23 protein-coding genes are annotated in these 25,843 nt (G+C 28.8%); 13 read left to right on the top strand and 10 right to left on the bottom strand.

Annotated features, from left to right (window positions below; translation table 11 throughout):
* Positions 1–7: 7 nt before the first annotated feature.
* The 6 genes from GQR92_RS09340 to GQR92_RS09315 all read left to right on the top strand — a co-directional run bounded on the left by GQR92_RS09340 (position 8) and on the right by GQR92_RS09315 (position 4,770).
* Positions 8–328, top strand: coding sequence for a DUF59 domain-containing protein (locus tag GQR92_RS09340; RefSeq protein WP_158838999.1), 321 nt, complete (start codon positions 8–10; stop codon positions 326–328).
* Positions 329–422: 94 nt separating this feature from the next.
* Positions 423–932 (top strand): DUF2480 family protein, encoded by a 510-nt coding sequence (locus GQR92_RS09335; RefSeq protein ID WP_158838997.1) that lies wholly within the window; start codon positions 423–425, stop codon positions 930–932.
* A gap of 47 nt (positions 933–979) precedes the next feature.
* A complete protein-coding gene (locus tag GQR92_RS09330) occupies positions 980–1,843 on the top strand; it encodes a DUF3078 domain-containing protein (RefSeq protein ID WP_158838995.1) in 864 nt (287 codons plus the stop codon).
* A gap of 69 nt (positions 1,844–1,912) precedes the next feature.
* Complete coding sequence (locus GQR92_RS09325; RefSeq protein WP_158838994.1) at positions 1,913–2,845, top strand: DUF3078 domain-containing protein; 933 nt, start codon at positions 1,913–1,915, stop codon at positions 2,843–2,845.
* 90 nt (positions 2,846–2,935) lie between these two features.
* Positions 2,936–4,051: a CNNM domain-containing protein gene (locus tag GQR92_RS09320; protein WP_158838992.1), complete on the top strand. Its 1,116-nt coding sequence runs from the start codon at positions 2,936–2,938 to the stop codon at positions 4,049–4,051.
* Between the two features lie 50 nt (positions 4,052–4,101).
* Entirely contained in the window at positions 4,102–4,770 is a 669-nt protein-coding gene (locus tag GQR92_RS09315; RefSeq protein WP_158838990.1) for a hypothetical protein, read from the top strand.
* Between the two features lie 190 nt (positions 4,771–4,960).
* Here GQR92_RS09315 and GQR92_RS09310 read toward each other — a convergent pair whose 3' ends face one another.
* Positions 4,961–5,677 carry a VIT1/CCC1 transporter family protein gene (locus tag GQR92_RS09310; RefSeq protein WP_158838989.1) on the bottom strand — a complete coding sequence of 239 codons (717 nt, stop codon included), beginning with the start codon at positions 5,675–5,677 and terminating at the stop codon, positions 4,961–4,963.
* 47 nt (positions 5,678–5,724) lie between these two features.
* On the bottom strand, positions 5,725–6,936 hold the full coding sequence (gene hflX / locus GQR92_RS09305; protein WP_158838987.1) for a GTPase HflX: 1,212 nt from the start codon (positions 6,934–6,936) through the stop codon (positions 5,725–5,727).
* A gap of 280 nt (positions 6,937–7,216) precedes the next feature.
* Between hflX and GQR92_RS09300 the strand changes: the two genes are divergently transcribed.
* Both GQR92_RS09300 and GQR92_RS09295 read left to right on the top strand, forming a co-directional pair.
* The gene (locus GQR92_RS09300; RefSeq protein WP_158838985.1) at positions 7,217–8,194 is read left to right on the top strand and encodes an endonuclease/exonuclease/phosphatase family protein; all 978 of its coding nucleotides are present in this window, start codon (positions 7,217–7,219) and stop codon (positions 8,192–8,194) included.
* The gene (locus GQR92_RS09295) at positions 8,194–8,733 is read left to right on the top strand and encodes a metal-dependent hydrolase (RefSeq protein ID WP_158838970.1); all 540 of its coding nucleotides are present in this window, start codon (positions 8,194–8,196) and stop codon (positions 8,731–8,733) included. The genes GQR92_RS09300 and GQR92_RS09295 overlap by 1 nt, the downstream gene beginning before the upstream one ends.
* Here the strand turns inward: GQR92_RS09295 and GQR92_RS09290 are convergent, their stop codons facing one another.
* Positions 8,734–8,973: a hypothetical protein gene (locus GQR92_RS09290; RefSeq protein WP_158838968.1), complete on the bottom strand. Its 240-nt coding sequence runs from the start codon at positions 8,971–8,973 to the stop codon at positions 8,734–8,736. It lies immediately after the preceding gene.
* Between the two features lie 47 nt (positions 8,974–9,020).
* Here GQR92_RS09290 and glpQ point away from each other — a divergent pair, with 47 nt between their 5' ends.
* Together glpQ and GQR92_RS09280 are read left to right on the top strand one after the other, a co-directional pair.
* The gene (gene glpQ / locus GQR92_RS09285; RefSeq protein ID WP_158838966.1) at positions 9,021–10,007 is read left to right on the top strand and encodes a glycerophosphodiester phosphodiesterase; all 987 of its coding nucleotides are present in this window, start codon (positions 9,021–9,023) and stop codon (positions 10,005–10,007) included.
* 65 nt (positions 10,008–10,072) lie between these two features.
* Positions 10,073–10,606 (top strand): hypothetical protein, encoded by a 534-nt coding sequence (locus tag GQR92_RS09280; protein WP_158838965.1) that lies wholly within the window; start codon positions 10,073–10,075, stop codon positions 10,604–10,606.
* 16 nt (positions 10,607–10,622) lie between these two features.
* On the opposite strand, the gene GQR92_RS09275 is transcribed toward GQR92_RS09280, so the two are convergent.
* The 7 genes from GQR92_RS09275 to aspS all read right to left on the bottom strand — a co-directional run bounded on the left by GQR92_RS09275 (position 10,623) and on the right by aspS (position 22,606).
* Positions 10,623–11,246, bottom strand: coding sequence for a hypothetical protein (locus GQR92_RS09275; protein ID WP_158838964.1), 624 nt, complete (start codon positions 11,244–11,246; stop codon positions 10,623–10,625).
* Between the two features lie 9 nt (positions 11,247–11,255).
* Positions 11,256–13,040, bottom strand: coding sequence for a chloride channel protein (locus GQR92_RS09270; RefSeq protein WP_199269121.1), 1,785 nt, complete (start codon positions 13,038–13,040; stop codon positions 11,256–11,258).
* A gap of 32 nt (positions 13,041–13,072) precedes the next feature.
* Positions 13,073–14,317, bottom strand: a complete 1,245-nt coding sequence (locus GQR92_RS09265) for a hypothetical protein (RefSeq protein WP_158838962.1) — start codon at positions 14,315–14,317, stop codon at positions 13,073–13,075.
* On the bottom strand, positions 14,286–16,751 hold the full coding sequence (locus GQR92_RS09260; protein WP_158838961.1) for a DUF2339 domain-containing protein: 2,466 nt from the start codon (positions 16,749–16,751) through the stop codon (positions 14,286–14,288). Before GQR92_RS09260 ends, GQR92_RS09265 begins: the two co-directional genes overlap by 32 nt.
* Before the next feature lie 270 nt (positions 16,752–17,021).
* Entirely contained in the window at positions 17,022–17,633 is a 612-nt protein-coding gene (locus GQR92_RS09255) for a hypothetical protein (RefSeq protein ID WP_158838960.1), read from the bottom strand.
* A complete protein-coding gene (locus GQR92_RS09250; RefSeq protein WP_158838958.1) occupies positions 17,633–20,677 on the bottom strand; it encodes an HsdM family class I SAM-dependent methyltransferase in 3,045 nt (1,014 codons plus the stop codon). The genes GQR92_RS09255 and GQR92_RS09250 overlap by 1 nt, the downstream gene beginning before the upstream one ends.
* Positions 20,678–20,851: 174 nt before the next feature.
* Positions 20,852–22,606: an aspartate--tRNA ligase gene (gene aspS, locus GQR92_RS09245; RefSeq protein WP_158838956.1), complete on the bottom strand. Its 1,755-nt coding sequence runs from the start codon at positions 22,604–22,606 to the stop codon at positions 20,852–20,854.
* Between the two features lie 655 nt (positions 22,607–23,261).
* Here aspS and GQR92_RS09240 point away from each other — a divergent pair.
* The 3 genes from GQR92_RS09240 to rsmI all read left to right on the top strand — a co-directional run bounded on the left by GQR92_RS09240 (position 23,262) and on the right by rsmI (position 25,657).
* The gene (locus GQR92_RS09240) at positions 23,262–24,443 is read left to right on the top strand and encodes a hypothetical protein (RefSeq protein WP_158838955.1); all 1,182 of its coding nucleotides are present in this window, start codon (positions 23,262–23,264) and stop codon (positions 24,441–24,443) included.
* 108 nt (positions 24,444–24,551) lie between these two features.
* Entirely contained in the window at positions 24,552–24,911 is a 360-nt protein-coding gene (locus GQR92_RS09235; protein ID WP_158838953.1) for a cupin domain-containing protein, read from the top strand.
* Positions 24,912–24,985: 74 nt separating this feature from the next.
* The gene (rsmI, locus tag GQR92_RS09230) at positions 24,986–25,657 is read left to right on the top strand and encodes a 16S rRNA (cytidine(1402)-2'-O)-methyltransferase (RefSeq protein ID WP_158838951.1); all 672 of its coding nucleotides are present in this window, start codon (positions 24,986–24,988) and stop codon (positions 25,655–25,657) included.
* Positions 25,658–25,843: the final 186 nt, after the last annotated feature.

The raw sequence follows: 25,843 nt of genomic DNA, 5'->3' as shown, positions 1-25,843 counted from the left end.
TTTAAGGATGACAGATAAAGAGTTAGAAGTAATAGGAGATAAAATTGTAAATGTTTTAAAAACAATTTACGATCCAGAGATTCCTGTAGATATTTACGAATTAGGTTTAATTTATGATGTTTTTGTATCAGAAGATAGTAATGCAAAAATATTAATGACATTAACGTCTCCAAATTGCCCTGTTGCAGAAAGTTTACCTGCGGATGTAGAGGAAAAAGTAAAATCCTTAAAAGAAATTGAAAATTGTGAGGTAGAAATTACTTTTGATCCTACTTGGACACAAGATATGATGAGTGAAGAAGCAAAACTAGAACTTGGTATGTTGTAAGTAGTTATTAATGTTAAGTTTTGAATGATTAGTTAAAAGTGCAAACTTTAAAACTTTAAAACTTTAAAACTTTGAAACTTTGAAACTTTGAAAAATGGAAGAAGAAATTATAAATAGAGTTACAAATAGTAAACTAAAAACTTTTGATTTAGAGGAAATCTATCCAGAAGGAAAAAGAGTTGTTTTTGATGTAAAAGATTGGTTGTTTAAAGAGTTAATCTTAAAAGAGACAGATTTTAGAGAATCTGTAAAAAACCATGACTGGTCTCAGTACAAAAATTCTTTTGTAGCTATTTCTTGTTCGGCAGACGCTATAATTCCTTCTTGGGCTTTTATGTTGGTTGCGTCAGAATTAATTCCGTTTGCAAACAAAGTGGTTATTGGTAATTTAGAACTATTAGAAACCGTTCTTTATCAAGAACTAATAGGTTTTTTAGATTTTAAAGAATTTGTAGATGCACCCGTTATCATAAAAGGATGTGCAAATAAACCTATACCAGAATCTGCTTATGTTTTTTTAATAGAAAAATTACAGCCAGTAGCAAGATCTATTATGTTTGGAGAAGCTTGTTCTACAGTTCCTTTATATAAAACTAAAAAATAATTTTAAATTATTGAAGATACGATTACTTAACCATTTATTTTTTTATCATGAGAAGACTATTACTTCTTTTACTACTTATTATTTCCACTTCTTTTTATGCACAAAAAAAGAAAAAGGATACATTACCTATCCCTAAATGGAAAATTCTAGGAAGGTTTACGTTTGTTTTTAATCAGTCTTCATTTACAAACTGGGTTTCTGGTGGAGAAAACACCGTTGCAGGAGATATAAATGTTCATTACGATTTTAATTACAAAAAGAAGAATATTAACTGGGATACAAGGATATTAACTGGCTACGGTTTAAGTCATTTAAATGGTAAGGGATATCGAAAAACAAATGATAGATTTGAATTAAACTCTTTGTTGGGTATTAAATCTGGTAAAAATTGGTTTCTTTCTCAATTTGTAAACTTTAAAACACAGTATACAAGAGGTTATAATTACAAAAAAACACCACCATTGCCCGTTTCAGATTTTTTATCACCTGCATATTTAAGTCTAGGACCAGGTATGCTGTGGAAAAAATCGGATAATTCAAATATAAATATAGCGCCCGCTACAGCTAGGTTAACAATGGTTAGCGATTTCTTTTCAGGGCAATTTGGGGTAGATGAGGGAGATAACACTGCATTCAGTTTAGGTTTTAACTTATCAAGTTATTTTAAATTTACGGTAATGGAAAACGTTGAAGTAGAAAATGTTTTAACAGTCTATTCAGATTATCTAGATCAACCGGAAAATATGGATGTAGAAAATCAAACTAATATTCGTTTTAAAGTGAATAAGCATATGAAAATGCACATGACTTTTCATGGTGTTATGGATGATAATGCCTCTAGTAGAGTGCAGTTTAGGCAATTGTTTGGTTTAGGGTTAAACTATAGTTTTCATGAAAAAGTGACTTATTAATTTTTTTTTGTCTAAGTAATAAAAGTGTATTTTTGCACGTTTAAAAATTAAATATTAAAAAAAATAAAAATGAAAAAATTATCAATCTTACTATTATTGGTATTCATTAGTTTTTCTGTGAATGGACAAACAGCAGAAGAGTTAAAAAAAGAACAAGCTCCTAAAAAAGCACAAATTGCTAAATTACAAGGAGAAGTAAAAGCTTTACAAGCAAAAATTGATGCACTTCCAGGATGGAGAAAAGGTGCTTTTGGTACCGTTGGTGGTAGTCTTTCTGGTTTTAATAACTGGTATTCTAAATCTGCTGCAAACTCATCTGCAGGTAACATTGGTATTACTGTAAATGGTTTTGCTAATTTAATTGAAGAAGATTTTTTCTGGAGAAACTCTGGATCTATTAATTTAGGCTGGGTAAAGTTAGATGATAAAGATGACCCAAGTGATAATGGATCTTTTGAAGCTGCTACAGATGTATTTACTATTAGCTCTTTATATGGTAAAAGATTAAACAAAAAGTGGGCACTTTCTGGTTTAGCAGAATACAGAACTACTATTATAGAAAACTTTAATAACCCAGGTTATTTAGACTTTGGTGTTGGTGCTACTTGGACGCCTACAGACAACTTAGTTGTTGTAATGCACCCAGGAAACTACAATTTTGTTTTTAGTAATGGAGAAAGTGTTTTTGAATCTTCTTTAGGGGCAAAAATTGTTGCAGATTACACTAAAAAATACGGTAAATTAAGTGTAAAATCTAACTTATCTATCTTTCAAAGCTATGAAGATGCAGATTTATCTAACTGGACTTGGACAAACTCTTTTGGTTACACAATCTGGAAAGGAATTGGTGTAGGTTTAGAAGTTGGTTTACGTGATAATAAACAAGAAGCTTTAAACTATTTACAAACAAGAGATATAAATCCGATTCCTTCGGCAACTTTTGATACTGTAGATAATAAGTTACAAACTTACTGGTTATTTGGTATGAGCTATGCTTTTTAATTAGCATATAAAATATATTTTATTTAAACCTTAAGAAGAAATTCTTAAGGTTTTTTATTTTCCTTACTTTTACATTCTAAACATTTATTGATGACATTATTAATTATTTTCGCTACGATTTCTATTTTCTTTTCATTCTTATGTTCAATCTTAGAAGCGGTGTTGTTAAGTATTACACCAACTTTTATCAATCTTAAAAAAAATGAAGGGCATGCATTTGCTACTGAATTAGAAATACTAAAAAAGGATGTAGACAAACCTTTAATTGCAATCTTAACAATTAATACTATTGCACATACAGTTGGGGCAATTTTGGTAGGTGTACAAGCTAAAGTAGCCTATGCAGAAATGTATGGGACATCTGTAAAAACTATTTTCGGTATTAAATTAACAGAAGATGTTATGGTAGGTGTGGTTTCTACCATAATGACTATTTTAATTCTTGTAGCTTCAGAGATTATACCAAAAACAATAGGAGCAACGTATTGGAAACAGTTGGCTAATTTTACTTCTAAGGCTTTAAAAATTATGATTTTCCCATTAAAATGGACAGGTTTTTTATGGGTTTTACAACTTACAACAAAATTAATAGGAGGTAAAGGGCACGGAAGTGTTTTAAGTAGAGAGGGCTTTTTAGTAATGACCGATATGGCTGAAAAAGATGGGGTTTTTCATGAAAATGAAAGTAAGGTTATTAGAAATTTATTAGGTTTTAAAGAGATAAAGGTAAACGATGTAATGACACCAAGATCTGTTTTAGAAATTGCAGATGAAAGTCAGACCATACAATCTTTTTATAACGATCATAAAAACTTGCGTTTTTCTAGGATTCCTGTTTTTGCAGAAAATATTGATGAAATTACAGGGTATTTTCTAAAAGATAATTTATTAGAAGCAATGATTAATGGAAAAGGTAAAAATACTTTGGCTTCTATAAAAAGAGAAATTATAGTTACAAATAGAGAGTTATCGATTGCTAATTTATTTGATAAATTAATAAAAGAAAAAGAGCATATTGCGTTGGTTGTAGATGAATATGGTTCTGTAAGCGGAATTGTTTCTCAAGAAGATGTTATAGAAACGTTGCTAGGTTTAGAAATTATGGACGAAAGTGATTCTGTTGCAGATTTACAAGCTCATGCTAGAAAGTCTTGGGAAAACCGTGCTAAAAGAATGGGTATTATAGACGATAAAAAAGAGGAATAGTTTTATTGTACAAGGTTGGCAGTAATTAAGCTCACGAATACCTAAATTGAATGGATTTTTCATCAATCATACATTTCTTAACTGACAAAACAAGAAACTTATCTTCCAAAGCATTATTTATAGTTTTTGGAGTTATAATATTAGTATTCTTAGATAATACTTTTAGTTTTTCATACTATTACAATACTTCTCAAAAGATTACGCAGATAAATGAAATCAACGAAGGATTAAAGGATTCGACTTTTTCTGTTTTGGAAAAAAATAAATTAATAAAACTGCGAACGGACATAATTGAACATAAAACTCTTAAAGATAAAGCTTATGATTATTTGACAAATCTGAATTTTGAAACCTCTGAAGGAGACCCCTCGAAAACAGTTGAAACAGTAAAATTAGAAACGCAAAGAAATTCTAGAATACATTTCATTACTTCATCTTGGTGGATAATACTTTCATTCGGAATATTTGCAATTGTCATACCTTTCATATTATTGACTCAAAGGAGAGATGTTTTCAATACACTACTTGGATTTATTTTTATTGAAGGATTTGCATACCTCATTGCTTTACTTTTATCTAAAATATTCTCATTCATTCCTTTGATAGACAACAATCCAATATATAATTACATTCTGAATGTTATTTTAAGCGGAATTATTTTGTTCATACTAGTATTAGCTGGGAAAAATAAAAAAACTACTGCCAACACAGTATCGTGAAAATTGCTAAATTAGTGCTTAATTAAAATTTATTTGTACTTCTTGAAACTTCTATTTTCCTACGGGAAATAGTCATTCACTTTAAGCTCAACTTTCTAAACACAACAATATTAATAAAAACTAGAAAAGAAAGTTTTACAGCTTCATAGATCTTGTTACAAGTGAGTACTTGTAACAAGATCTATGAAGTTTATGCGATATTAACATTAAATAAATACCCAACCAAAGCAGTTAGTCCCATAGCGATGGTTCCCCAGAAAGTAATTCTTAAAACAGCTTTTGTAATATTAGAACCACCTGCTTTAGCGGCCAATGCTCCTAAAATCATTAAAAAGATAATTGCAGAACCATAAATAGCATATTCCATGCTTTTTAAAGGTATAAAAAAGGTTACTAAAAAAGGTAGTAATCCGCCAACGGTAAATGCAGCTCCAGAGGCTATTGCTGCCTGAATAGGATTTGCTTTACTTACCTCGTTAATACCTAGTTCATCTCTAACATGTGCTGCTAAGGCGTCTTTTTCAGTTAGTTCTTTGGCTACAATTAAAGCCGTTTCTTTTTTAAGACCTCTTTCTTCATAAATATTTGCCAACATTTGTAATTCTAATTCTGGCATTTCTTCTAACTCTATCCTTTCTCTTTCAATATCGGCAGTTTCAATATCTGTTTGTGAGCTTACAGAAACATATTCTCCGGCTGCCATAGACAATGCTCCAGCAACCAAACCAGCTAAAGTTGCTAAAATAATAGGCGCTCTTAAATCTGAAGCAGCTGCAACTCCTATTGCCAAACTTGCGGTAGACAATATTCCGTCATTTGCACCAAGTACAGCAGCTCTTAACCAATTACTTTTGTGTATATAATGATTGTCTAAATATTCATTTAATTTTTCTGGTTTCTCATCCATTTTATATGGAGTTTACTACAGTTATATTGAAATTTTGTTAAAATATATTATTCTTCTTCCTTGTATTCGTAATACAAAAAGTCATTATAAGGAAAACGTTTAATATGAATTTTCTTTATTTCTTCGTAGGCTCTTTCTTTAAAATCTTCTAAGTTGTCTTTGTTTAAAGCTGAAATAAAGATAGATTCTACTTCATAATCATTCATCCAAGTTTTTTCCCAATCTTGTAAGGTGTAATGTTTTTTCTCTCTTTCTGTTACAATATCATCTTCATCAATGGTTTCATGAGAATAGGCATCAATCTTATTAAAAACCATTAAAGTTGGTTTGTCTGCACATTTAATATCCGCTAGAATAGTGTTTACAGAGGCAATATGATCTTCAAAATTAGGATGAGAAATATCTACAACATGTAATAATAAATCTGCTTCACGTACTTCATCTAAAGTAGATTTAAAAGATTCTACCAATTGTGTAGGTAGCTTTCTAATAAAACCAACAGTATCTGTTAATAAGAAAGGAATGTTTTTAATAACTACTTTTCTAACGGTAGTATCTAAGGTTGCAAATAGTTTATTTTCTGCAAAAACATCACTTTTACTAATTACATTCATCAAGGTAGATTTACCAACATTGGTATAACCTACTAAGGCAACTCTAACCATCTTACCACGGTTTTTACGTTGCACACCCATTTGTTTGTCAATAGTTTGTAGTTTTTTCTTTAAAAGAAAAATTTTATCACGAATAATACGTCTATCTGTTTCTATTTCAGTTTCACCAGGTCCACGCATTCCAATACCACCTTTTTGCTTGTCAAGGTGCGTCCAAAGTCTTGTTAAACGTGGTAGTAAATATTGGCATTGTGCCAATTCTACTTGTGTTTTTGCAGAACTAGTTTGTGCTCTTTGTGCAAAAATATCTAGTATAAGGTTGGTTCTATCTAAAATTTTACAATCTAAAACCTTCTCAATATTACGTATTTGAGCAGGAGATAATTCATCATCAAAAATAGCAGTACCAATATTATTGGCTTCTATATAACTACTAACTTCTTCTAACTTACCAATACCTAAAAACGTTTTAGGGTTTGGTTTTTCCATTTTTTGAACAAAACGTTTTACGGCAACTCCACCTGCAGTCAACGTTAAAAACTCTAATTCATCTAAATACTCTGTAGATTGAATTTCGTTTTGTTGCTGAGAAATAATACCAATTAAAACTGCTTTTTCAGAAATAACTTCGCGTTCGTCTATCATATACTGCAAAAATACAAAGATTTGATTTGTAAAAGCACAAAAAAATCCTCAATAAAGATTAAGGATTTTAATAATTAATTCAAATTCAAATTCAATACTTTTTCTTCTTATAGCAGTGGTTTTAAAGGTTTATTATTCGTTCAGATTTTAATCATTGCAAATTTATATTAGAAAAAGGTAAGATATTATAGATTAATGTTAACAAAACATATAATTTAAGTTATGAATAGCATTGGTTTATTTACCTATTTTTACCATTCATCAAAAACAATATATATAAATGGGTTCATTTTTTTCATCATCAAAAAAAAGTAAAGATATTTTTACGATAGGTTTTTATAACGTAGAAAATTTATTTGATACTGTAGATGACCCAAAAACGTTTGATGATGATTTTACCACAAACGGAAAAAATCATTGGAACAACAAAAGGTATCGAGATAAAATTAAAAAATTAGGATCTGTAATTTCTCAATTAGGGAATGAGCAGTCTTACTATGCGCCAGCAATTGTTGGTTTGGTAGAGGTAGAAAATGCCAAAGTAGTAAGAGATTTGGTGAATTCTAAAGATTTAAGAAATCATCATTACGGCTTTGTACACTATGATTCTCCGGATGATAGAGGAATTGATGTTGCGCTTTTATACAATAAGCAATTATTTGAATTGTTAGGATCAGAGCATTTTCCGTTATATTTAGAGGATGATGAAGGCAAAAGGGATTATACACGAGATGTTTTAGTCGTTTACGGAAAATTAAATGGCGAATTGGTTCATATTTTGGTAAATCACTGGCCATCTAGAAGAGAAGGAACGGAAGAGTCTGAATACAAACGTGTGGAAGCAGCAAAATTAGCAAGTACTATTGTAGAGGTTATTCAGGCTAAAAACTTTGATGCAAAAATTTTAATAATGGGTGATTTTAATGACGACCCAACCAGTAAAAGTGTGAAAGAATATTTAGTGACAGAAGATTTTTACAACCCTATGGAAAAAATTTTGGATAGGGATTCAGTTGGTTCTTTAACTTATGAAGGAAAGTGGAATTTATTTGATCAAATTATTATTTCTAAAAATTTCTTAGAGAAAAAAGAAGGAAAATTATACTTTGAGCATGCTGCTGTTTTTAACAAAAAATGGTTAAAGATATTTAAAGGGAAATTAAAAGGAAGTCCGTTTAGAACCTATATTGGTCCATGGTATCAAGGTGGTTTTTCAGACCATTTTCCGGTATATGTATTTTTTAAAAAGAATAAATAATGGCTTCAGTATTTGGGCATGCTGTTGCTGCTATAGCAATCGGTTCTTCGTTTTCTAAACCTTTTAAATCAATAAAATTTTGGTTAATTTGTATAGGGTGTGCAGTTGTACCAGATTTAGATCTTATAGGCTTTAACTTTGGTATTTCTTACAGTTCTTTTTGGGGGCACCGAGGATTTTCTCACTCCATCGTTTTTGCACTTTTAGTAGGTTTTTTCTTTTCACTAATTTTTTATTACCCGCTTTTTAAGGCGGATTACAAAAAGGTTATTTTATTGATTCTTTGTTTCTTTTTATGTACCGTTTCTCACAGTCTTTTAGATGCATTAACTACAGGAGGAAAAGGAGTTGCGTTATTTAGTCCTTTTGATAATACACGTTACTTTTTTCCTTGGAAGGTTATAAAAGTATCGCCTATCGGAATCTCAAAGTTTTTCTCTCAAAGAGGAATAAACGTACTAATAAGCGAATTAAAATGGATTGGAATACCAAGTTTAGTTTATGTAGTTGGAATAAAATTTTTTACCAAAAAAGAATAATTATTCTTTACCAAAATCTTTAAAAGCGTTTTTTAGCTTTTCATCATTTAAAATGTATTTTTTGTATTTACCATCTCTGTATCTGTAATAAATAAAGAAAGGCATAAACAGAAAAGAAAAGTATAACACACCTAAGCCCATTACTACTTGTGCTTTTTCGTGATCTGTGTTTACTAAATACAAACCAATTGCCATCCAAATTAGAAAGATGACAAACATTATTTTTAACGTTAATTTCATGTTGCGAAATTACAAAAGTTATATCTTTAATTTCTAATTTCATCCAAATGAAATCAATTTTGTTATTTTTGATTGGATTGCTATTCATTTCTTGCAATTCACTTAAAACAGAAACTATTATGAATACAAAAATTGTGATTGCACATAGAGGTGCATCAGGATATTTACCTGAACATACCATAGAAGCAAAGGCAATGGCGCATGCAATGAATCCAGATTTTATAGAGCAAGATTTGGTGTTAAGTAAAGATGATGTTCCTATTGTAATTCATGATATTTATTTGGATGACGTAACGGATGTTGCTACAAGGTTTCCTGATAAAAAAAGAAAAGACAATCGTTATTATGTAATCGATTTTACTTTTAATGAGTTAAAAACCTTAAAAGTGTCTGAACGTTTTAATCCAGAAACGGGCAAACAAGTGTATGTAAACCGTTTTCCGAAAGGGCAAGGAAACTTTAAACTTCATTCTTTTAAAGAAGAAATAGAATTTATACAAGGTTTAAATAAATCGACAGGTAAAAATATCGGAATTTATCCAGAAATTAAAGATCCTGCTTTTCATCAAAAAGAAGGAAAAAATTTAACTGCAATTGTTTTAAAAATACTTTCTGATTATGGGTACACTACAAAAGCAGACAATTGTATTCTACAATGTTTTGATGCCAAAGAATTAGAAAGGATTCGGAAAGAATTAAAATCATCATTATTTTTAGTTCAGTTAATAGAATTCCCCGAAGAAGCAAAACAGTTAGCACATTTTGCAACTTATGCAGATGGAATAGGACCTTGGTACAAACAAATATTAGATAAAAAAGTAGCTGGTAAATGGCAGTTTACGAGCTTAGTTGCTGATGCACATAAACTCGGTTTAAAAGTACATCCTTATACATTTAGGGCAGATGCTTTAGATGAATTTATTAGTTTTGATGAAATGATGAAAACCCTTTTAATTGATGCAAATATTGATGGCGCTTTTACAGATTTTCCTGATAAAGTTTCTACATTCTTAAAAAATAAAGAAATACATTAAAAAGTGGCGTAAATAAATTGAATTTCTATTTAGTTGCAGTATTTTTATTTTTTAACCTATATTTTATGAGCACAAAAATCTATTCCATAAGACATTCTAATAATACTTTAGATCTTTTTAATGCTGAAGAAAAATTATTCAGCTCTAAATGGTTTATGGAGTTTGGTAAATTTGGTTCTGAGCTTTTTAATTCGGAGGAAAAAATCATTTATTATATTTCTAAAAAATTCAAATTTTGGAAATGGAAAATGGTATTTACTATTAAGAATAATAATGATGTTGTAACAGAATTAATTTCTGAGAATGCTAAGAAAACAATCTATTCTATTGATATAGATGAGGTGTTATATGAAATAAAAATTCATCATAATAAGAAAAGATCTGTATTTAAAAACGGTAATAAAATAGTAGAGATAGATGAGTATTTCTTAGAAAAAGGTTTTAAGAACCTTATTAAACTTCAACTTTTAGAAGAAAAAGATTTAGAAATTTCTTTTCTACTATTTTCTTGTTTAAAAATAGGAGAAGTAGATCAGAAATCAAAAACTATGATTACAAGCCAAAAACAATTAGAACCTAATGATGAGCCTTGGAGCTAATTGTTTAAGTGTTATTTTAAGCCGCTAAAAGCTGAGGTAAAAGTAGTAAAAGAATAAGGCCAAGTACAATAAATATAGAGGTAGCCAATGGCTGCCAAATTGGTTTCTTTTGGTAAGTTAAATCTTTACCTAAGTTATTGTTCCAAAAATATTCTGTTAGTACTGTAAATCCAATAATATTGAATAAAAAAGTAATCAAAAATGTCTTTGGAAGATAGTTTAATGCAATTGCAGAAAAAATGGTATACACAATTCCAAAAATAAGTGCCTGAATTCTTACTTTAGGCTTGTTCATCTTTTTTAAATTGTACATCAATAAAACTGCCCCAAATATGGTAGAAAAGAAGATGGTAAAACCTAGTATTGCTGTTTTAGAATACAAATGAGGTAACACGAGTCCTTCAAAAGGACTTTCATTGTTTACTACTGGCTCTTTAGAGTTAGGCGCATCAATTACATCTTTTTCTATTAACGTTTCTTCAACAGAAATATCAGATTTTTCAATTAGATTTCTGTTTTCTAACTCCCAGATTACCGCTTGTATTGCTTCTTCTGTATACTTTTCTTTTTCATCAAAAATAGCTTCTAACTCTTTGTTAGATTTCGCCTTCATGTTTGTGGTAAAACTGTTTGTTCTCATTTCTTATTTTTAACCAGTAACTTCAATCAGTTTATTTCTGTAGGCTGTTAATAGTTTAGATTTAGATATAAAACCAATATATTTTCCTTCTTTAACAACAGGTAAATTCCAAGCCCCACTTTCTTTAAACTTCTTCATAATGTCGGTCATTTTATCTTTACCTATTATGATTATTTCTGGTGGATGTTGCATAATATCTCTTGCAAAAACAGTTTTATACAAAGCGCTATCAAACATTATTGGTCTTAAATCATCTAATAAAATAATTCCCGTTAGTTTATTGTTTTCTTTATTTATTACGGGGAATATGTTTCTATTAGATTTTACAACTGCTTGTTTTATCATTCCTTCTAAATCCATATCAGAATATACAGGCACAAAATTATTTTCAATAACTCTATCAATATCCATTAAAGTTAATACAGCATGGTCTTTGTTATGCGTAATTAACTCTCCTTTTCTACCTAACTGCATTGCGTAAACAGAATACGGATGTACAAATTTAGCTATTAGATAAGAAATTGTAGCCGTTAACATTAACGGAATAAAAAGGTCGTAACCGCCTGTAAGTTCTGCAATTAAAAAGATTGCTGTTAATGGAGCATGTAAAACTCCTGCCATTAAACCAGCCATTCCTACTAAGGTAAAATTGCTTTCAGAAACACTAGATAAGCCAGTTGTATTAATTATTTTAGCAACACAATTTCCTAAAAGACTTCCCATAAATAAAGTAGGTGCAAAAATACCACCAACACCACCTGCTCCAAATGTTAAAGCACTTGCTATAACTTTAAATAAAACTAAGCCAATTAATAACATAATAACAACCCAAACATTAGTTAAATCTAAGTTCATAAAGTTGTTTTTTAAAGCTTCTTCTGGGTTACCGGCAATTAAATTATTAATTACTTCAAAGCCTTCACCATATAAAGGCGGAATTAAAAAAATTAAAACACCTAAACCAATACCACCAACTAATAAGCGTTTTATAGGAGAATCTATTTTATCAAAAAGCTTCTGAATTCTATCATAAACCTCTGTAAAATAGATAGAACCTAAACCCGTTGCAGTAGCTAAAATAAGGTAAAAAGGAATGTTGTTTATGGTAAAAATATCTTCTGTTTTAAACGGAAGTAAAACATCAGATCCAAAAAAGAATCGAGAAGTAATAATTGCAGACAAAGAAGCCAAAAGTAAAGGCATCATAGATGCAATTGTTAAATCTAAACTAAAAACCTCTATCGCAAAAATAATAGCAGCAATAGGTGCTTTAAAAATAGCAGAAAGTGCCCCGGCAGAAGCGCAACCAATTAATAAGGTTCTAGAAGTTTGGTTTAAATGAAATAACCTGGCAACATTAGAGCTAATTGCCGCACCGGTTGCAACTGTAGGTCCTTCTAACCCAACAGATCCACCAAAACCAACCGTAATTGGAGCTGTTAAAATAGAACCAAACATTTGATAACGTTTCATAATTCCTTTTCGTTTAGAAATGGCATAAAGCGTTGATGGTATACCGTGACTTACTTTGTTTCTAATAACATATTTTATAATAAAGTATACAATTGTTAAACCAATAATAGGAAAAAGAAAGTAAAAAGCATGGTGATAATCTCTCACTAAATTTCCTTCTAAAAGATGCTGAAAAAAATGTGTTAAATTTTTTAAAATAACAGCTCCAAAACCTGCTAAAAAACCAACAAGGATGCTAAGTATGTATATAAATTGCTTTTCAGAGATGTATTTATATCTCCAAATTAATATTTTTCTGTATATCGTTTTTGTTGTTGGCACTTGTTTTGTTGATAAGAAATTATGATATAATATTATTTTTTTTCTTGATGTTTTATATCCTTTAATAAGTCTATTGCAAAATAGGTTATTAATACGCCTACAAAAATAATACAAACCCACATAAAAACAGCCGTTTCCCAAAAAGGTTTGTCTTTTATAATTACGGCTTTGGTTTTAATCTTTGTAAAATTATTAACGGAGATTTCTTGTTCTTTAAGAGGTGTTTTTTCTGATATAAAATTACCTAAATCATAAGAAGGTTTAGAAAGAGTACTATCTATTATAAATTGATATTGTTGCGCTTTTTTTAAGTTTGATATGATGTAAACAGGCTTCTGTAATAGTGTTACCTTAGAAATAGACAAACTAGGATTGTCTTTATTGTCTATTTCTATTATAAATTCTTTTTCATTAAAATTATGTAAGCTTAAAGTATTTTCATTTTTAGAATTCAACTCAAAGCTAGCAACTACTTGCTCATAAGTTTCAACTCTTTTTTTTATTTTACGTTCCTTTTGTATAATAAGCCTTGCAGTACGCAGAAAAAAAGCAGTTTCAATATCAAAAGAAATACTATTAATTAGATGAGAGTTCTTAGATGAAAATTTAATCTGAGTTACTTTTCTTTCTTTTAACTGAGTCGTTTTTTGATTATAACCTGTGATAGCAATTGGCGCTTCAGAAAAATAGTTGTTGATATATTTACCAACCTCCAACACATTTATAGGTAAAGAATTTTTATCGTTAAACTCAATTTTTATAAATTGATAAGTTGTTGTAGGAAAATTTATTCTTTTTTCTAAAGATGATTTGTTGGCACCATTGTTAAGGTATAGCGTATTGTTAGAGGTAACTCCAAACCATGTTTTTGCATCATTACTTCCAAAGAGGTTATATTTTTTAGAAATATCTGTATTCGCAATTTTTAAAGTAAGGTTCGTTAATTTCTCTTTCGTTTTATTTTCTATTAAAACCGTAGTAACAGAATCTTTAATTCTTTTGTTTGATACAATTTTGATAGGTAAAAATGTAGAGAATAATTGATCTGAATGATATTTTAAAACATAAGGTACTTCCTTATTCTCATTATCTTTTATTCTGATAAAATTAAAATTATTTTTACTTGCAGATCTTACTTCTGGTGTTAGCATTATTTTATGCAAACCATCTTCTTTAACACCATTTAAAGCACCTTTGTAATTCTGACTGAAAGAAGTGAAGCCAATAAATAAAACGATTAAAAAGCTATATTTTTTCATCTTCTGGAGATTCATCATTTACTAATTTTTTTATTTTTTGATACACAAACGAAATAATCAATATTAAAACACCTAATAATATAAAGGCAATTATTTTACCTGTTTCAGAAACATTTTTAATATCGTACGCAAATAGCTTTATAATGGTTATTCCCAATAAAGAAAGTGCTATAATTCGTAAGTTTTTCCACTGTTTTTTAATTCCGATAATTAAGAATATAAAAGAGAAAACTCCCCATAAAATAGGATACCCAATTTTAATTATCTGATCTTGTTTTGCGTCTATTCTTTTCTCTATAATAGAATGTTTTACATATTCATTTCCTTGTGCTTCTATATCGGTAACTGTTTCTATAGGACTAGAAAAATGAATTCCATGTACCATCACTTCATTACTTAAGGTGTATACAATTGCAAAAACAAAAACCCAAGGCAACCATTTACCATGTTTTGGTTTTATGTTAAAGATTGTACTGGTCTTTTTAAATAATTGAACGCCAAAATATATTAGAGTCGCTAAAATTATATAATGTAAATAGAAAGCGTAATTACTATGTAAAGAAAACGCATTGTTTTCTGCAAGTTCATCTATTGGTAACTTGTAAAACTTTAAAATGTAAAAGAAGATAGAAATACAACTTAATAATAAAACTGCTTTTTCTAGGTTGTTCTTTTTTAATTTTGATGTAAAAAATAATAAAAGAGCTACAAATACAAAATGATACGTTACCGGAAACGATATTGCAGAAGACGTGTTTTCTAAAAACTGATGTGCTTGATAGTTTGTTTCTAAAACACCCGTAAAATAGGTTACAAGTACAAATGCAATGAATACAATTGTTTTGTAAATGTTAATTTTTAAGGTAAAGTATTTAGTTACAATATTTCCTTCTTTCTTTAACAACCAATACGTTAAAAATAAAGAAGCACTAACTACAAAACCAGCTATAAATACCGGATTAATAATCACAGATAATTCTTCAGAATTTCCATATAAATCCCAATCTAAAAGCAAGCTAATAATAGATAGAACTTGTACTATAATTGCACCTAGTTTAAAAGATTCAATTTTAGATTTTTGAGACAACCAAAATAGTAATACTACTTCTGCTGCCCAGAAAAGAGTAATTTGGTTTCCGTTAAATTGAATAGGAATGGTAAGCGTAACAAACGTTAATGCCAATCCAATTAAAATATAAATGGCATTTTTATCTAACCCGAATTTCTTGTATAGAATTGTTGCATACGCTACATTATAAACAGCCAATAATAAGGTGAATAACCCTGTAAAGTTAGACTCTAAATCTTTTAGAATTAGCATTCCAATTCCGAAGAAAATAAAGGTGTTTGCTATTAAAATAAAATATTCAATTTTAGAGAAGACACCTTTGTTTTTTAAGTTATTTAAAACAATGATAATGCTAAATATAAAGTAAAATATGGTTGCAAAAGTTAATGCACCTAAGTGTTCGAAACTGCCTTTGTAGATGTTTAAGAAACACCAACCGCCAAATAAAATGTACGTAAAAACAAAATCTAATATGGTTGCTATTTTCCACTTTTTAAAATAAGATATTGCAAGAATTCCTAAATTTAAAATAGCGATGTAACTAAACAATACTACATAATTTCCTTCGCCCGTACTTAACATAAATGGTGCTGCAAAACCACCAATTAAAGATAAAACGGCTAATTCTTGCCTGTTATAAGAAACAGAAACCAATGCACTAAAAGCCGTTATTATTGCCATAATAGAAAAGGCAACTGACTGACTAAATAATTGGTATTCATGAAAAGCAATATAAATAGTAAGGTAAAAAACACTAATTGCTCCGGCTACTAAAACAGAACTAAAAGAAGCATAATTTTTCTTTAGTTTATGTGCAATCATCATAATTAAAGATCCACATAAAACACCAATTCCTACTCTAGCAGGTTCATTAATCCAATCTTTATCAATTGCAAATTTTACAAAGAAACTAATACCTAAAACAAGAATTAAAACTCCTATTTTATTAATTAAATTCTCACCAATAAACTTCTCTAAATCTGGGTTTTTCTCTTTAAAAGATGCTAACCAAGACTTTTTAGGAATCGCTTTTTCTTGCTTTTTAACTTCTTTTTTAATTGTTTTTATATCCGCTAAAATTGGTTCTTTTTTGGCATCACTACTAAAAATAGGTTTTTCTATTTTTGGAGTTTCAGGAACAATAATGGTCGTCTTTTCATCTGCTACAACTATTATTTCTTCTTTTTCTAAATATCCTTCCTCTTTTTTAGAAACTGTTTTTTTCTTTAATGTTGCTTCTTTAGAAGTTAATTGCTGTTGTAAATAACGAAGCTTATCATCTAATTGAAAAACAGAAGTTTGTAGCCCTTTTAGTTTAGTACTTATACTTTTGTTTGTAATAAGTAAATAGATGATGATAAAAACAAGTAATACTATTTCCATAAGTTAGCAGCTTTTTTTTTGAATTACAATAGATACAAATTCTATGTTTTACTTTTTTTTTGATGATAAAATATCGGTTGCTAAATAACCATTGTCTTTATTATAGTACTACGCTCTATTTTTTGGCATTTTAAAAACTTAAAAAAAAAATCTAGTAAAAACGGAGAACAAAATTATATTTTTATAGAAGACAAAAGATTTTTGTCTTTGTTGTATACTTCAATTACATACCCATCATCAATATTTTGATTTCACTTTTATTCGTACATATTAATTTACAAAATCAAAAAATAAATGTTTTAAATTTCTTACGGTATGATTAGATTGATAGCTAATATCTTTAATATTTAAAATGACTTCTGTTTCTCTTTTATCCTTTTTTAAAAGTTTATTAACTCCATCAACACAATCAATTGTTTTTCCTTCTAAAATATAACCAACTAATAAACCATTACATTGATGATATTTCCCTCCAATTAAAAAATTATCTATACCTGTATCAATATATCTTCTTTTTAATCCTGAATCTTTCGATTTCAAGTTTTTTGCTTCGACATAATAAATATATTCATTTTTAAGCCAAGAAATATTTGTAAGTCTCATATCAATTCTCGAAAGTTTAGCTGCAAATCCTTTATAAGGGATAATGTTTTTATCAAAATTGAAATTTTCTACATTGGTTGAAATCCTCCAATTTATTCTTTTAGGATTTTCATTTACATAACCATGAAGAATAGCAGTTATATCATTTTCATCAAAATCTAATGCAATAGATTGATTGTTAATTGATGTATAATAAGCTTCTGTAAATAAGGTAATACATCTATTTTCAAATTTATTTTGAACGTTTAGAAATATAGAAGAAGATAAAGTTCCTGTCATTATTTTTCCATATTAAGAATTTCTGCTAATAGTGTTTGACTATCTTCCATAGCACAAGTTTCGCTCCAAAATCTTCTTTGGTTTGGTTTTATAATATAAACATTATCTCCATCATAATAATTTACCTTTTTTCTAAAGTATAAATTTTGACTTTCTTCCCTCCAAAGTTTTTGGTTTAATTTTTTAAGCTCATCATAAATATTTTCATCAGATAAAACTGTTTCTTTTTGCTTGTTTCCAAATGATAATTTAATTAAATATAAAGGACAATTTACTGTAATTGTATAGTGAGTTGCAGATATCTTTAAATTATCATCATCTAACCATTCATTTATATCTTTGGTTAATCTATTTGTGAAATGATTAATTTTTACAATAGGTTTTACAGCATCTGATTTTGCTTGTTTTTCAAATAAATCTAAACTATAATTTAATGTATCATTAATTATTATTTGTTCATCCTTAGATAATTTTAAAACATCATTATAAATAATTTGGTCAATTTCTTCTTGTACTTGAGACGTGTTTTGAATTAATTTATTTGACTTTTTCGTAGCTATTATTTCATCAACTTTTGATGATAATTTTAAAACATTTTGATTTTCTAAATTCTCTATAATAGCAGGGAGTTGAAGCATTTCATTAGATTGAACTCTTTCTCTTTCTATTCCCCAAGAAGATGAACTTAATGAGAGATAATAATTTGAAAAAGTTGAATTTATAAATGACGATAAGACTTTTAAAACACTAATATCTTTATGAACTATACTAAATGACATATGATAACAATCAAAATCAATTATACTTGAACAGTATTCTTTTTCTTTTTGACCTTCTTTTACAACTAAAAATGGGCTTTTATATAATAATTCATTTGTTGGTCTAAAAATTTTTGAATTAGGAATTAGTGCATTCTTAGATGTATAATATTTATCAATTAAACCAGTCTTAATCGTTTTTTTAGGTGAAAAAAACTTCTTTTGTTCAATTTGCTTTTTTGAGGGGGAATGTAACCCGCTTCCTTTTATCCAATTTTTTTTATTTATTTCAATGTACTCTTCTAATGTCTTATATTTCGATTCGATATTTTTAATCAATTCAAAATCAGAATAACTTCCCCACATTGCAATTTTCCAGATTTTGGTATCTTTTTTTTCGCATTCAACTCTTGGTAAATGTTTTTCATCAGAAGAATCTATGATTACTCCTTCTAATACTGAATTTTTTATAAAGGTTTTAGGTGCATAATAACTAATTGTTTCTTTTGGATTTTTTGGTTCTTCTTTTTGATAAAAAATAATGCTGATAGGCCCAACTGCTGAACCGAATAATTGTCCGCCAGAATTTTCGGGAACTTTCCTTAAAATAGAAAAATTGTAAACTTTTTCTACATAGTTATCACTGAACAACCACTTTCTAAAGTTTTGATAGGTTCTTCCTGTATTTGTTAAAACCTTGGTATTAAAAATTAGAGCAATTTCTCCTTTTGGTGCTAAAATTGTTGCTTTGTGCATAAATGGTAAAACCATTTCTTTTCCAAAATTTTCTTCATTACAATAAGCTCTTATGCTTTTTTGTAAATTATTTATATCTTTTTCTGGAGAAATTAGTTTTCCAAATGGTGGGTTTCCTACAATCAATTGAAAATTTTGTAGTTCTTCAATTTCAAAATTAGAAATGGTATCTCTTATAAAAAGATTTTTTCCTTGTGTAACTTCATTTTTATTTTCAGGGTCATTTATTAAATATGGAAATATAATATTCCCATTCCACCAACCAGTTTTCGGATCAAGATTATCTAATAAAGCTAGATACAAACTAAAAGCAGCAACTTTAATTGATTTTTCGTCTATTTCAATACCAAAAATATTATTTTTTAAAATTTCAGTTAAAATATTAAAATCAGTAAGTTTCTTTTTATGTTGATTTTCATAACGTTTTACTAACCTTTTAAAAGTTTGAACCAAAAAAATTCCTGAACCACAACTAGGGTCAAGTGTTTTTACATTATATTTTGTTTCATTATTTTTTATAGGTAACTTTTCATTTAAAATTAGTTCAACCAAAGACGGTGGAGTGTAAAAAGTTCCTGAATCTTTCTTGCCTTTTTGATCTAATTCAGATAAAAAATTTTCATAAATTTCACTTAATAGTTCAATTCTTATAATTTTAAAATCAAATAATCGCCAATCTTTAAAAAAAACAGTTTGATTACTATCTATATAACCATTTCTAAAACATTCTTCTATTAACTTTAAATGATTTGAGTTTACAATATCTTTTTCTTTATCAATAATTGTAAATAAGCTACCATTAAAATCACTTGCTAATCTTTCAAATAAATTATATGTTGCTTCAGGGTTTTTAAGAATATCAAAATAAGTAATTGCATTCTTATCAAAAGATTTATAAAATTCTTTTGTAGTAGCTGCTTTATCTTCTAGATACAATAAAAACAAAGAACGCATTATCAATTTATGAATAATATCTTTGTCTCTTAAACCTTCTTTTTCTAATTTTTCAGCAACATTAATCAAACTTTTTACAAGAAACTTATCTACTCTATTTTGAAGATTTAATTTATCTCTAATTTCTTTTGCTTCAAGAGCAGACCATATAAAACCAGTGTCAATTGCAATCCTTGAAAAAAGGGTGTTTAGTGTTTTTAATTTTTCTTTATCGGTTTGTTTACACGAAAAAAGTTCAAGTTTTTGAAGTTCTTTTTCTAAATTGACATTTAAAGTATTCTTATCATATCCAAAAGGCTTTTTTGAACAATTATAAATTCTAATTTCTGTTTTTGTGTATACATATAAAAATAAAACTTTTTGAAAATTCCAACAGTCATGTTGTATTTTAGCAATAACTTTTAAAGTATTTTCATCAAAAGAATTTACTTCCTTTAAAAATAAAGCTGGTTGTTTTTCATTACCATAAACTTCAACAATTCCAATTTTTTTAATATCAAAAATATCAATATCAAAAACCTCACTTTTTTCAGCGAAATCAATGATATCCAGATTATTAATAATAGATTTTTTCATTTTTTAAATTAAGTTTTCTAACTTAAATTTTTAAATTAACGTATTTTTTAAAATTACAAAAAAAAGTAAACAAGAAAACGACTTATTAATAAAAATATAAACATTTTTAAAATCACAAAAAAGACCTCAAAGGTTTTCAAAACCTTTGAGGTCTAAATATTTACAAATTCTATTTTATTCTTCAAGATCTAGCTTCAAACTTAATTCTTTTAATTGAGTATCATCAATAAAAGCAGGCGCGTCGATCATTACATCTCGTCCTGAATTATTTTTTGGAAATGCAATAAAATCTCTAATAGTTTCTTGTCCGCCTAAAATAGCAACCAATCTATCCAAACCAAATGCCAAACCACCGTGAGGAGGCGCACCATATTCAAAAGCATCCATTAAGAAACCAAATTGTGCTTTTGCATCTTCTTCAGAAAAACCTAAATGCTTCAACATAGTTGCTTGCATTTGCTTATCGTGAATACGGATAGAACCACCACCAATTTCATTACCATTTAAAACCAAATCGTACGCATTTGCTTTTACAGCACCAGGATCTGTATCTAACAATTCCATTTGCCCAGGTTTAGGCGAAGTAAATGGGTGATGCATTGCATGATAATGCCCAGTTTCTTCATCTAACTCTAATAGAGGGAAATCAATAACCCAAAGAGGTGCAAAAACTTTAGGATCTCTCAAACCTAAACGCTCTGCTAATTCCATACGTAAAGCAGATAATTGAGCTCTTACTTTATTGGTGTCTCCAGATAAAACACACACTAAATCACCAGGTTTTGCACCCGTAATTTCTGCCCACTTCGCTAAATCTTCTTGATCGTAGAATTTATCTACAGAAGATTTAAAAGATCCATCTTCGTTTACACGCGCATAAATCATTCCTAAAGCACCAACTTGCGGACGCTTTACCCACTTAATAATATTGTCTATTTCTTTTCTTGTATAAGAATTTCCTCCAGGAACAGCAATACCAACAACCAATTCTGCGCTATTAAAAACACCAAAATCTTTATGTTGTGTAACTGCATTTAATTCGGCAAACTCCATTCCAAAACGAATATCTGGTTTGTCATTTCCATACAATTTCATTGCATCGTCATATAACATTCTAGGAAATTTCTCCACTTCAACATTATTTACTTCTTTAAGTAAGTGACGCGTTAATCCTTCAAAAATATTTAAAATATCTTCTTGCTCCACAAATGCCATTTCACAGTCAATTTGTGTAAATTCTGGCTGTCTGTCTGCACGTAAATCTTCATCTCTAAAACATTTTACAATCTGAAAATATTTATCCATTCCACCAACCATCAACAGTTGTTTAAATGTTTGTGGAGATTGAGGTAAAGCATAAAACTGCCCTTCATTCATACGAGAAGGCACCACAAAATCTCTTGCGCCTTCTGGTGTAGATTTAATTAAATAAGGCGTTTCTACTTCAATAAAGTCTTCATCAGAAAGATATTTTCTAACTTCCATTGCCACTTTATGACGGAAAATTAAACTGTCTTTAACAGGGTTTCTTCTAATATCAAGATATCTATATTTCATTCTAATATCTTCCCCACCATCTGTTTTATCTTCAATAGTAAAAGGTGGTGTAACAGATGCGTTTAAGATTTCTAATTTAGAAACCAACACTTCTATAGCTCCAGTAGACATTTTAGAATTCTTAGATTCTCTATCAATTACAGTACCTGTAACCTGTATCACAAACTCTCTACCTAAAGACTTTGCTTTTTCTATCATCTCTTTTGGCGTACGATCTTCATCAAAAATTAGTTGCGTAATTCCGTATCTATCACGTAAATCTACCCAAACCATAAAACCTTTATCACGAGATTTTTGTACCCAACCCGCTAAGGTTACTTCTGTATTTATATGCGATGCTCTTAACTCGCCACAAGAATGACTTCTATACATTTCTTTATTTTTTATTCTTATCTACCATTTCTTAGAAGGCAGAAATATCATTAATTGAAGCTGCAAAATTAATCATTTTCTATTGAATATTAGTTTTTTGGGCGTTCATTTCTAAAGAGAAATGCCCCGCTTTCCGCACTCGCTTTTTTTATTCCGAAAAAGAATAAAAAAGAGCTCAAACAAATGCTGCAATCGGTAACGCAAAATCCGTTTTGTACCTTTAAATACAAAGTATATCTATAATTGGTGGTCAAAAAAAAGAGAATACACTTTTAAAAAATAAATTTTAAACCTTCTCTAAAAGGCAGAAATAAAAATCTGCACATTTTATTTAGATGCTTTCCAAAGAAATTAAAAAGAAACAAAGTAAAGCGATTGCTTTAAACGGAAGAAAGACTGTTTTTATTGATAAGTTTCAGATTAGTTGTAAAAAATAGATCCAATCATATTAAAATAATGATTCATGAGAAATTTAATTTTTAAAACAGTACATTTAATGAGTGTATTTAGCTTGTATTTAGGTTTTTATGTTTTTTTTAGAGATGCTAAAATAAAAATATAGGCTTAAAAAAAAGTCTTTGATACACTAACAATTGTTTGTCTTACCGCAAGCAAAAAAATGCAATGAAAAAATAATTTTAAAAAAATGTAAATTATGAAAAAAGGAATATGTACGCTTATAATGATTGTTTGTAGCTTTTCTTTAAACGCTCAGAAATCTAAAATTATTGGAACTTGGCTCATCACTAAAATTGAAACGCCAGATAAAACGGAAAGGCCATATATGGTTGTAGACTTTACCAAACGTGGCAAAATACTGATAAAAGGAACCGAGTTTGCTACTTGGTCTTACAATAAAAAAAAGAATCTAATTAAACTAAAATCCAATGTGAAGAAAGATTTTAATGGAACCAATGAAATTTTAAACTTTACAGATAAAGAACTCATATTAGAAAAAGAGGACGTAAAAACAACTTACTTAAAACTAAATTTTGATAATATAGCTAAAGAAAATGCAACATCAAATTTAATAGGAGAATGGAAAATAGAAAATGAATTTGATAATGTGCAATTGTTAAAAATAGAACTTCCAGATACTTTTACACTCATAGAAATTTCTTCTAAAGGTAAAATGACTTCAAAATCTAAAGGTACTTGGGTATATAATTCTATGGAAAAATCAGTTTTATTTATGGGGATGTCAAAACTTTTAAAAGGAAATAGTATCATAAAAGAGCTTTCAGAAAATAAATTTATATTCGAAAAAGAGGGCGTACTAATTGCAGCTAAAAAAGAAAATTCATCAACAGAGATAGCGCGTTTAACTTTTAATGTTACAGATTTTCCTAACAGACAAAGTGATGTTTCTCCTTGGACCGGTTTTGATGCTTTATTAAAAGGATTAGAAAATATAACCTATTTAAAATATAGAGAACGTAAGTTAATTTCCAATACAAATAGTTTTTACGACAATCTTTTATTGTCTAAAATAGACTTAAATATAAAAGGAAAAAGTATTAGTCTAGCCAATTTAATTATTACTAAAAAAGACAGTACTCAATATTCAGAAAGTTATAAAGGTGGTTTATTAAATAGAACCAATGACTTTTTTCCACAAAAAGAATTAGGTCCATTTAGAGTTTTAAAAACAGAAATCATTAAAGTGCCAGCAGGCGAGTTTAAATGTAAGGTTGTAGAAGGGTTTGATGGTGAAGCAAAGCTTAAATATTGGATGGTTATTGATAAGCCCGGTGTATATGCTAAAATTATTCGTGAAGATTTAAATGTTTTTAATAAGTTAGAGTACTCTGTAACCGAATTAGAAGAATTAAAATAACAGCAAAAAGGAGCTACCGTATTTTTTAAAAAAGAATCCTATTTTTTATCAATTCATTTACTAAACTTACAAAAGAATTTTACACATTTCTTTTGTAAGTTTGTATTTATGAGCGTAATTAATCTTCAAGATAAATTAACATTATTTTCAGATCATTGGTCACCTAAAAAAATAGGCGAATTAAACGGCCAACAGATTTTATTAGCAAAACTAAAAGGTGAGTTTGTTTTTCATAAACATGATTATGAAGATGAACTTTTTATGGTTATAAAAGGCTCTTTAGATATTGAGTTGCGAAACAAAACAGTCACTTTAAAAGAAGGTGAATTTTACATTGTACCAAAAGGAGTAGAACACAAACCAATTGCAAAAGAAGAGGTTCATGTTTTATTATTTGAGCCTTTAAGCATAAAACATACAGGCGATGTTATTGCAGATATTACTGTAGAAACCTATCAATCAATTTAACAAAGAATAAGTATCACTTATCAATATAACAGCAAGCTGATAATTGATAAATGGTAATTGATAACTGAAATAAAATGAGTAAATTATATTTAGTACCAACACCAATAGGTAATTTAGAAGACATGACTTTTAGAGCCGTTAGAATTCTAAAAGAAGTCGATTTTATTTTAGCAGAAGACACGCGTACAAGCGGAAAATTGTTAAAACATTTTGAAATTGCTACACAAATGCACAGTCACCACATGCATAATGAGCATAAATCTGTAAAAGGAATTGTGCAAAGAATACAAAACGGAGAAACGTGCGCATTAATTTCTGATGCCGGAACACCTGCAATTTCAGATCCTGGTTTTTTACTAACAAGATCCTGTGTAGAAAATAATATTGAGGTAGATTGTTTACCTGGTGCAACGGCTTTTGTCCCAGCCTTGGTAAATTCTGGTTTACCAAACGATAAGTTTATTTTTGAAGGTTTTTTACCTGTAAAAAAAGGAAGACAAACTCGTTTTCTTTTATTAGCAGAAGAAACTAGAACAATGATTATTTACGAATCTCCACATAAATTAGTAAAAACACTTGGGCATTTTGTAGAATATTTTGGAGCAGACAGACAAGTTTCTGTGTCTAGAGAATTAACAAAAATGTTTGAAGAAACCATTAGAGGAACTGCAACAGAAGTTTTAGCACATTACACTGCAAAACCACCAAAAGGAGAAATTGTTGTTATTGTAGAGGGGAAGAAGTAGGTTAATGTAATAATTTATCAATTTTAAAATGTAGCAATGTCTGTTTGAGCGCAGTCGAGAACTTAATGAAAACCACCTGAACCTGAAAAGAAGTCATAAGTTGATTATTTCTAAGAATTTAATGGTTTTTTCATTTTGGAAAATAAATAATAAAATAAAAACAACTAAAAATAAAATAGCAATAAA

The sequence above is a fragment of the Polaribacter sp. L3A8 genome, from assembly GCF_009796785.1.
In the GTDB taxonomy this organism is placed as follows: Bacteria; Bacteroidota; Bacteroidia; order Flavobacteriales; family Flavobacteriaceae; genus Polaribacter.
This window is presented reverse-complemented; position numbering and strand designations above follow the sequence as displayed.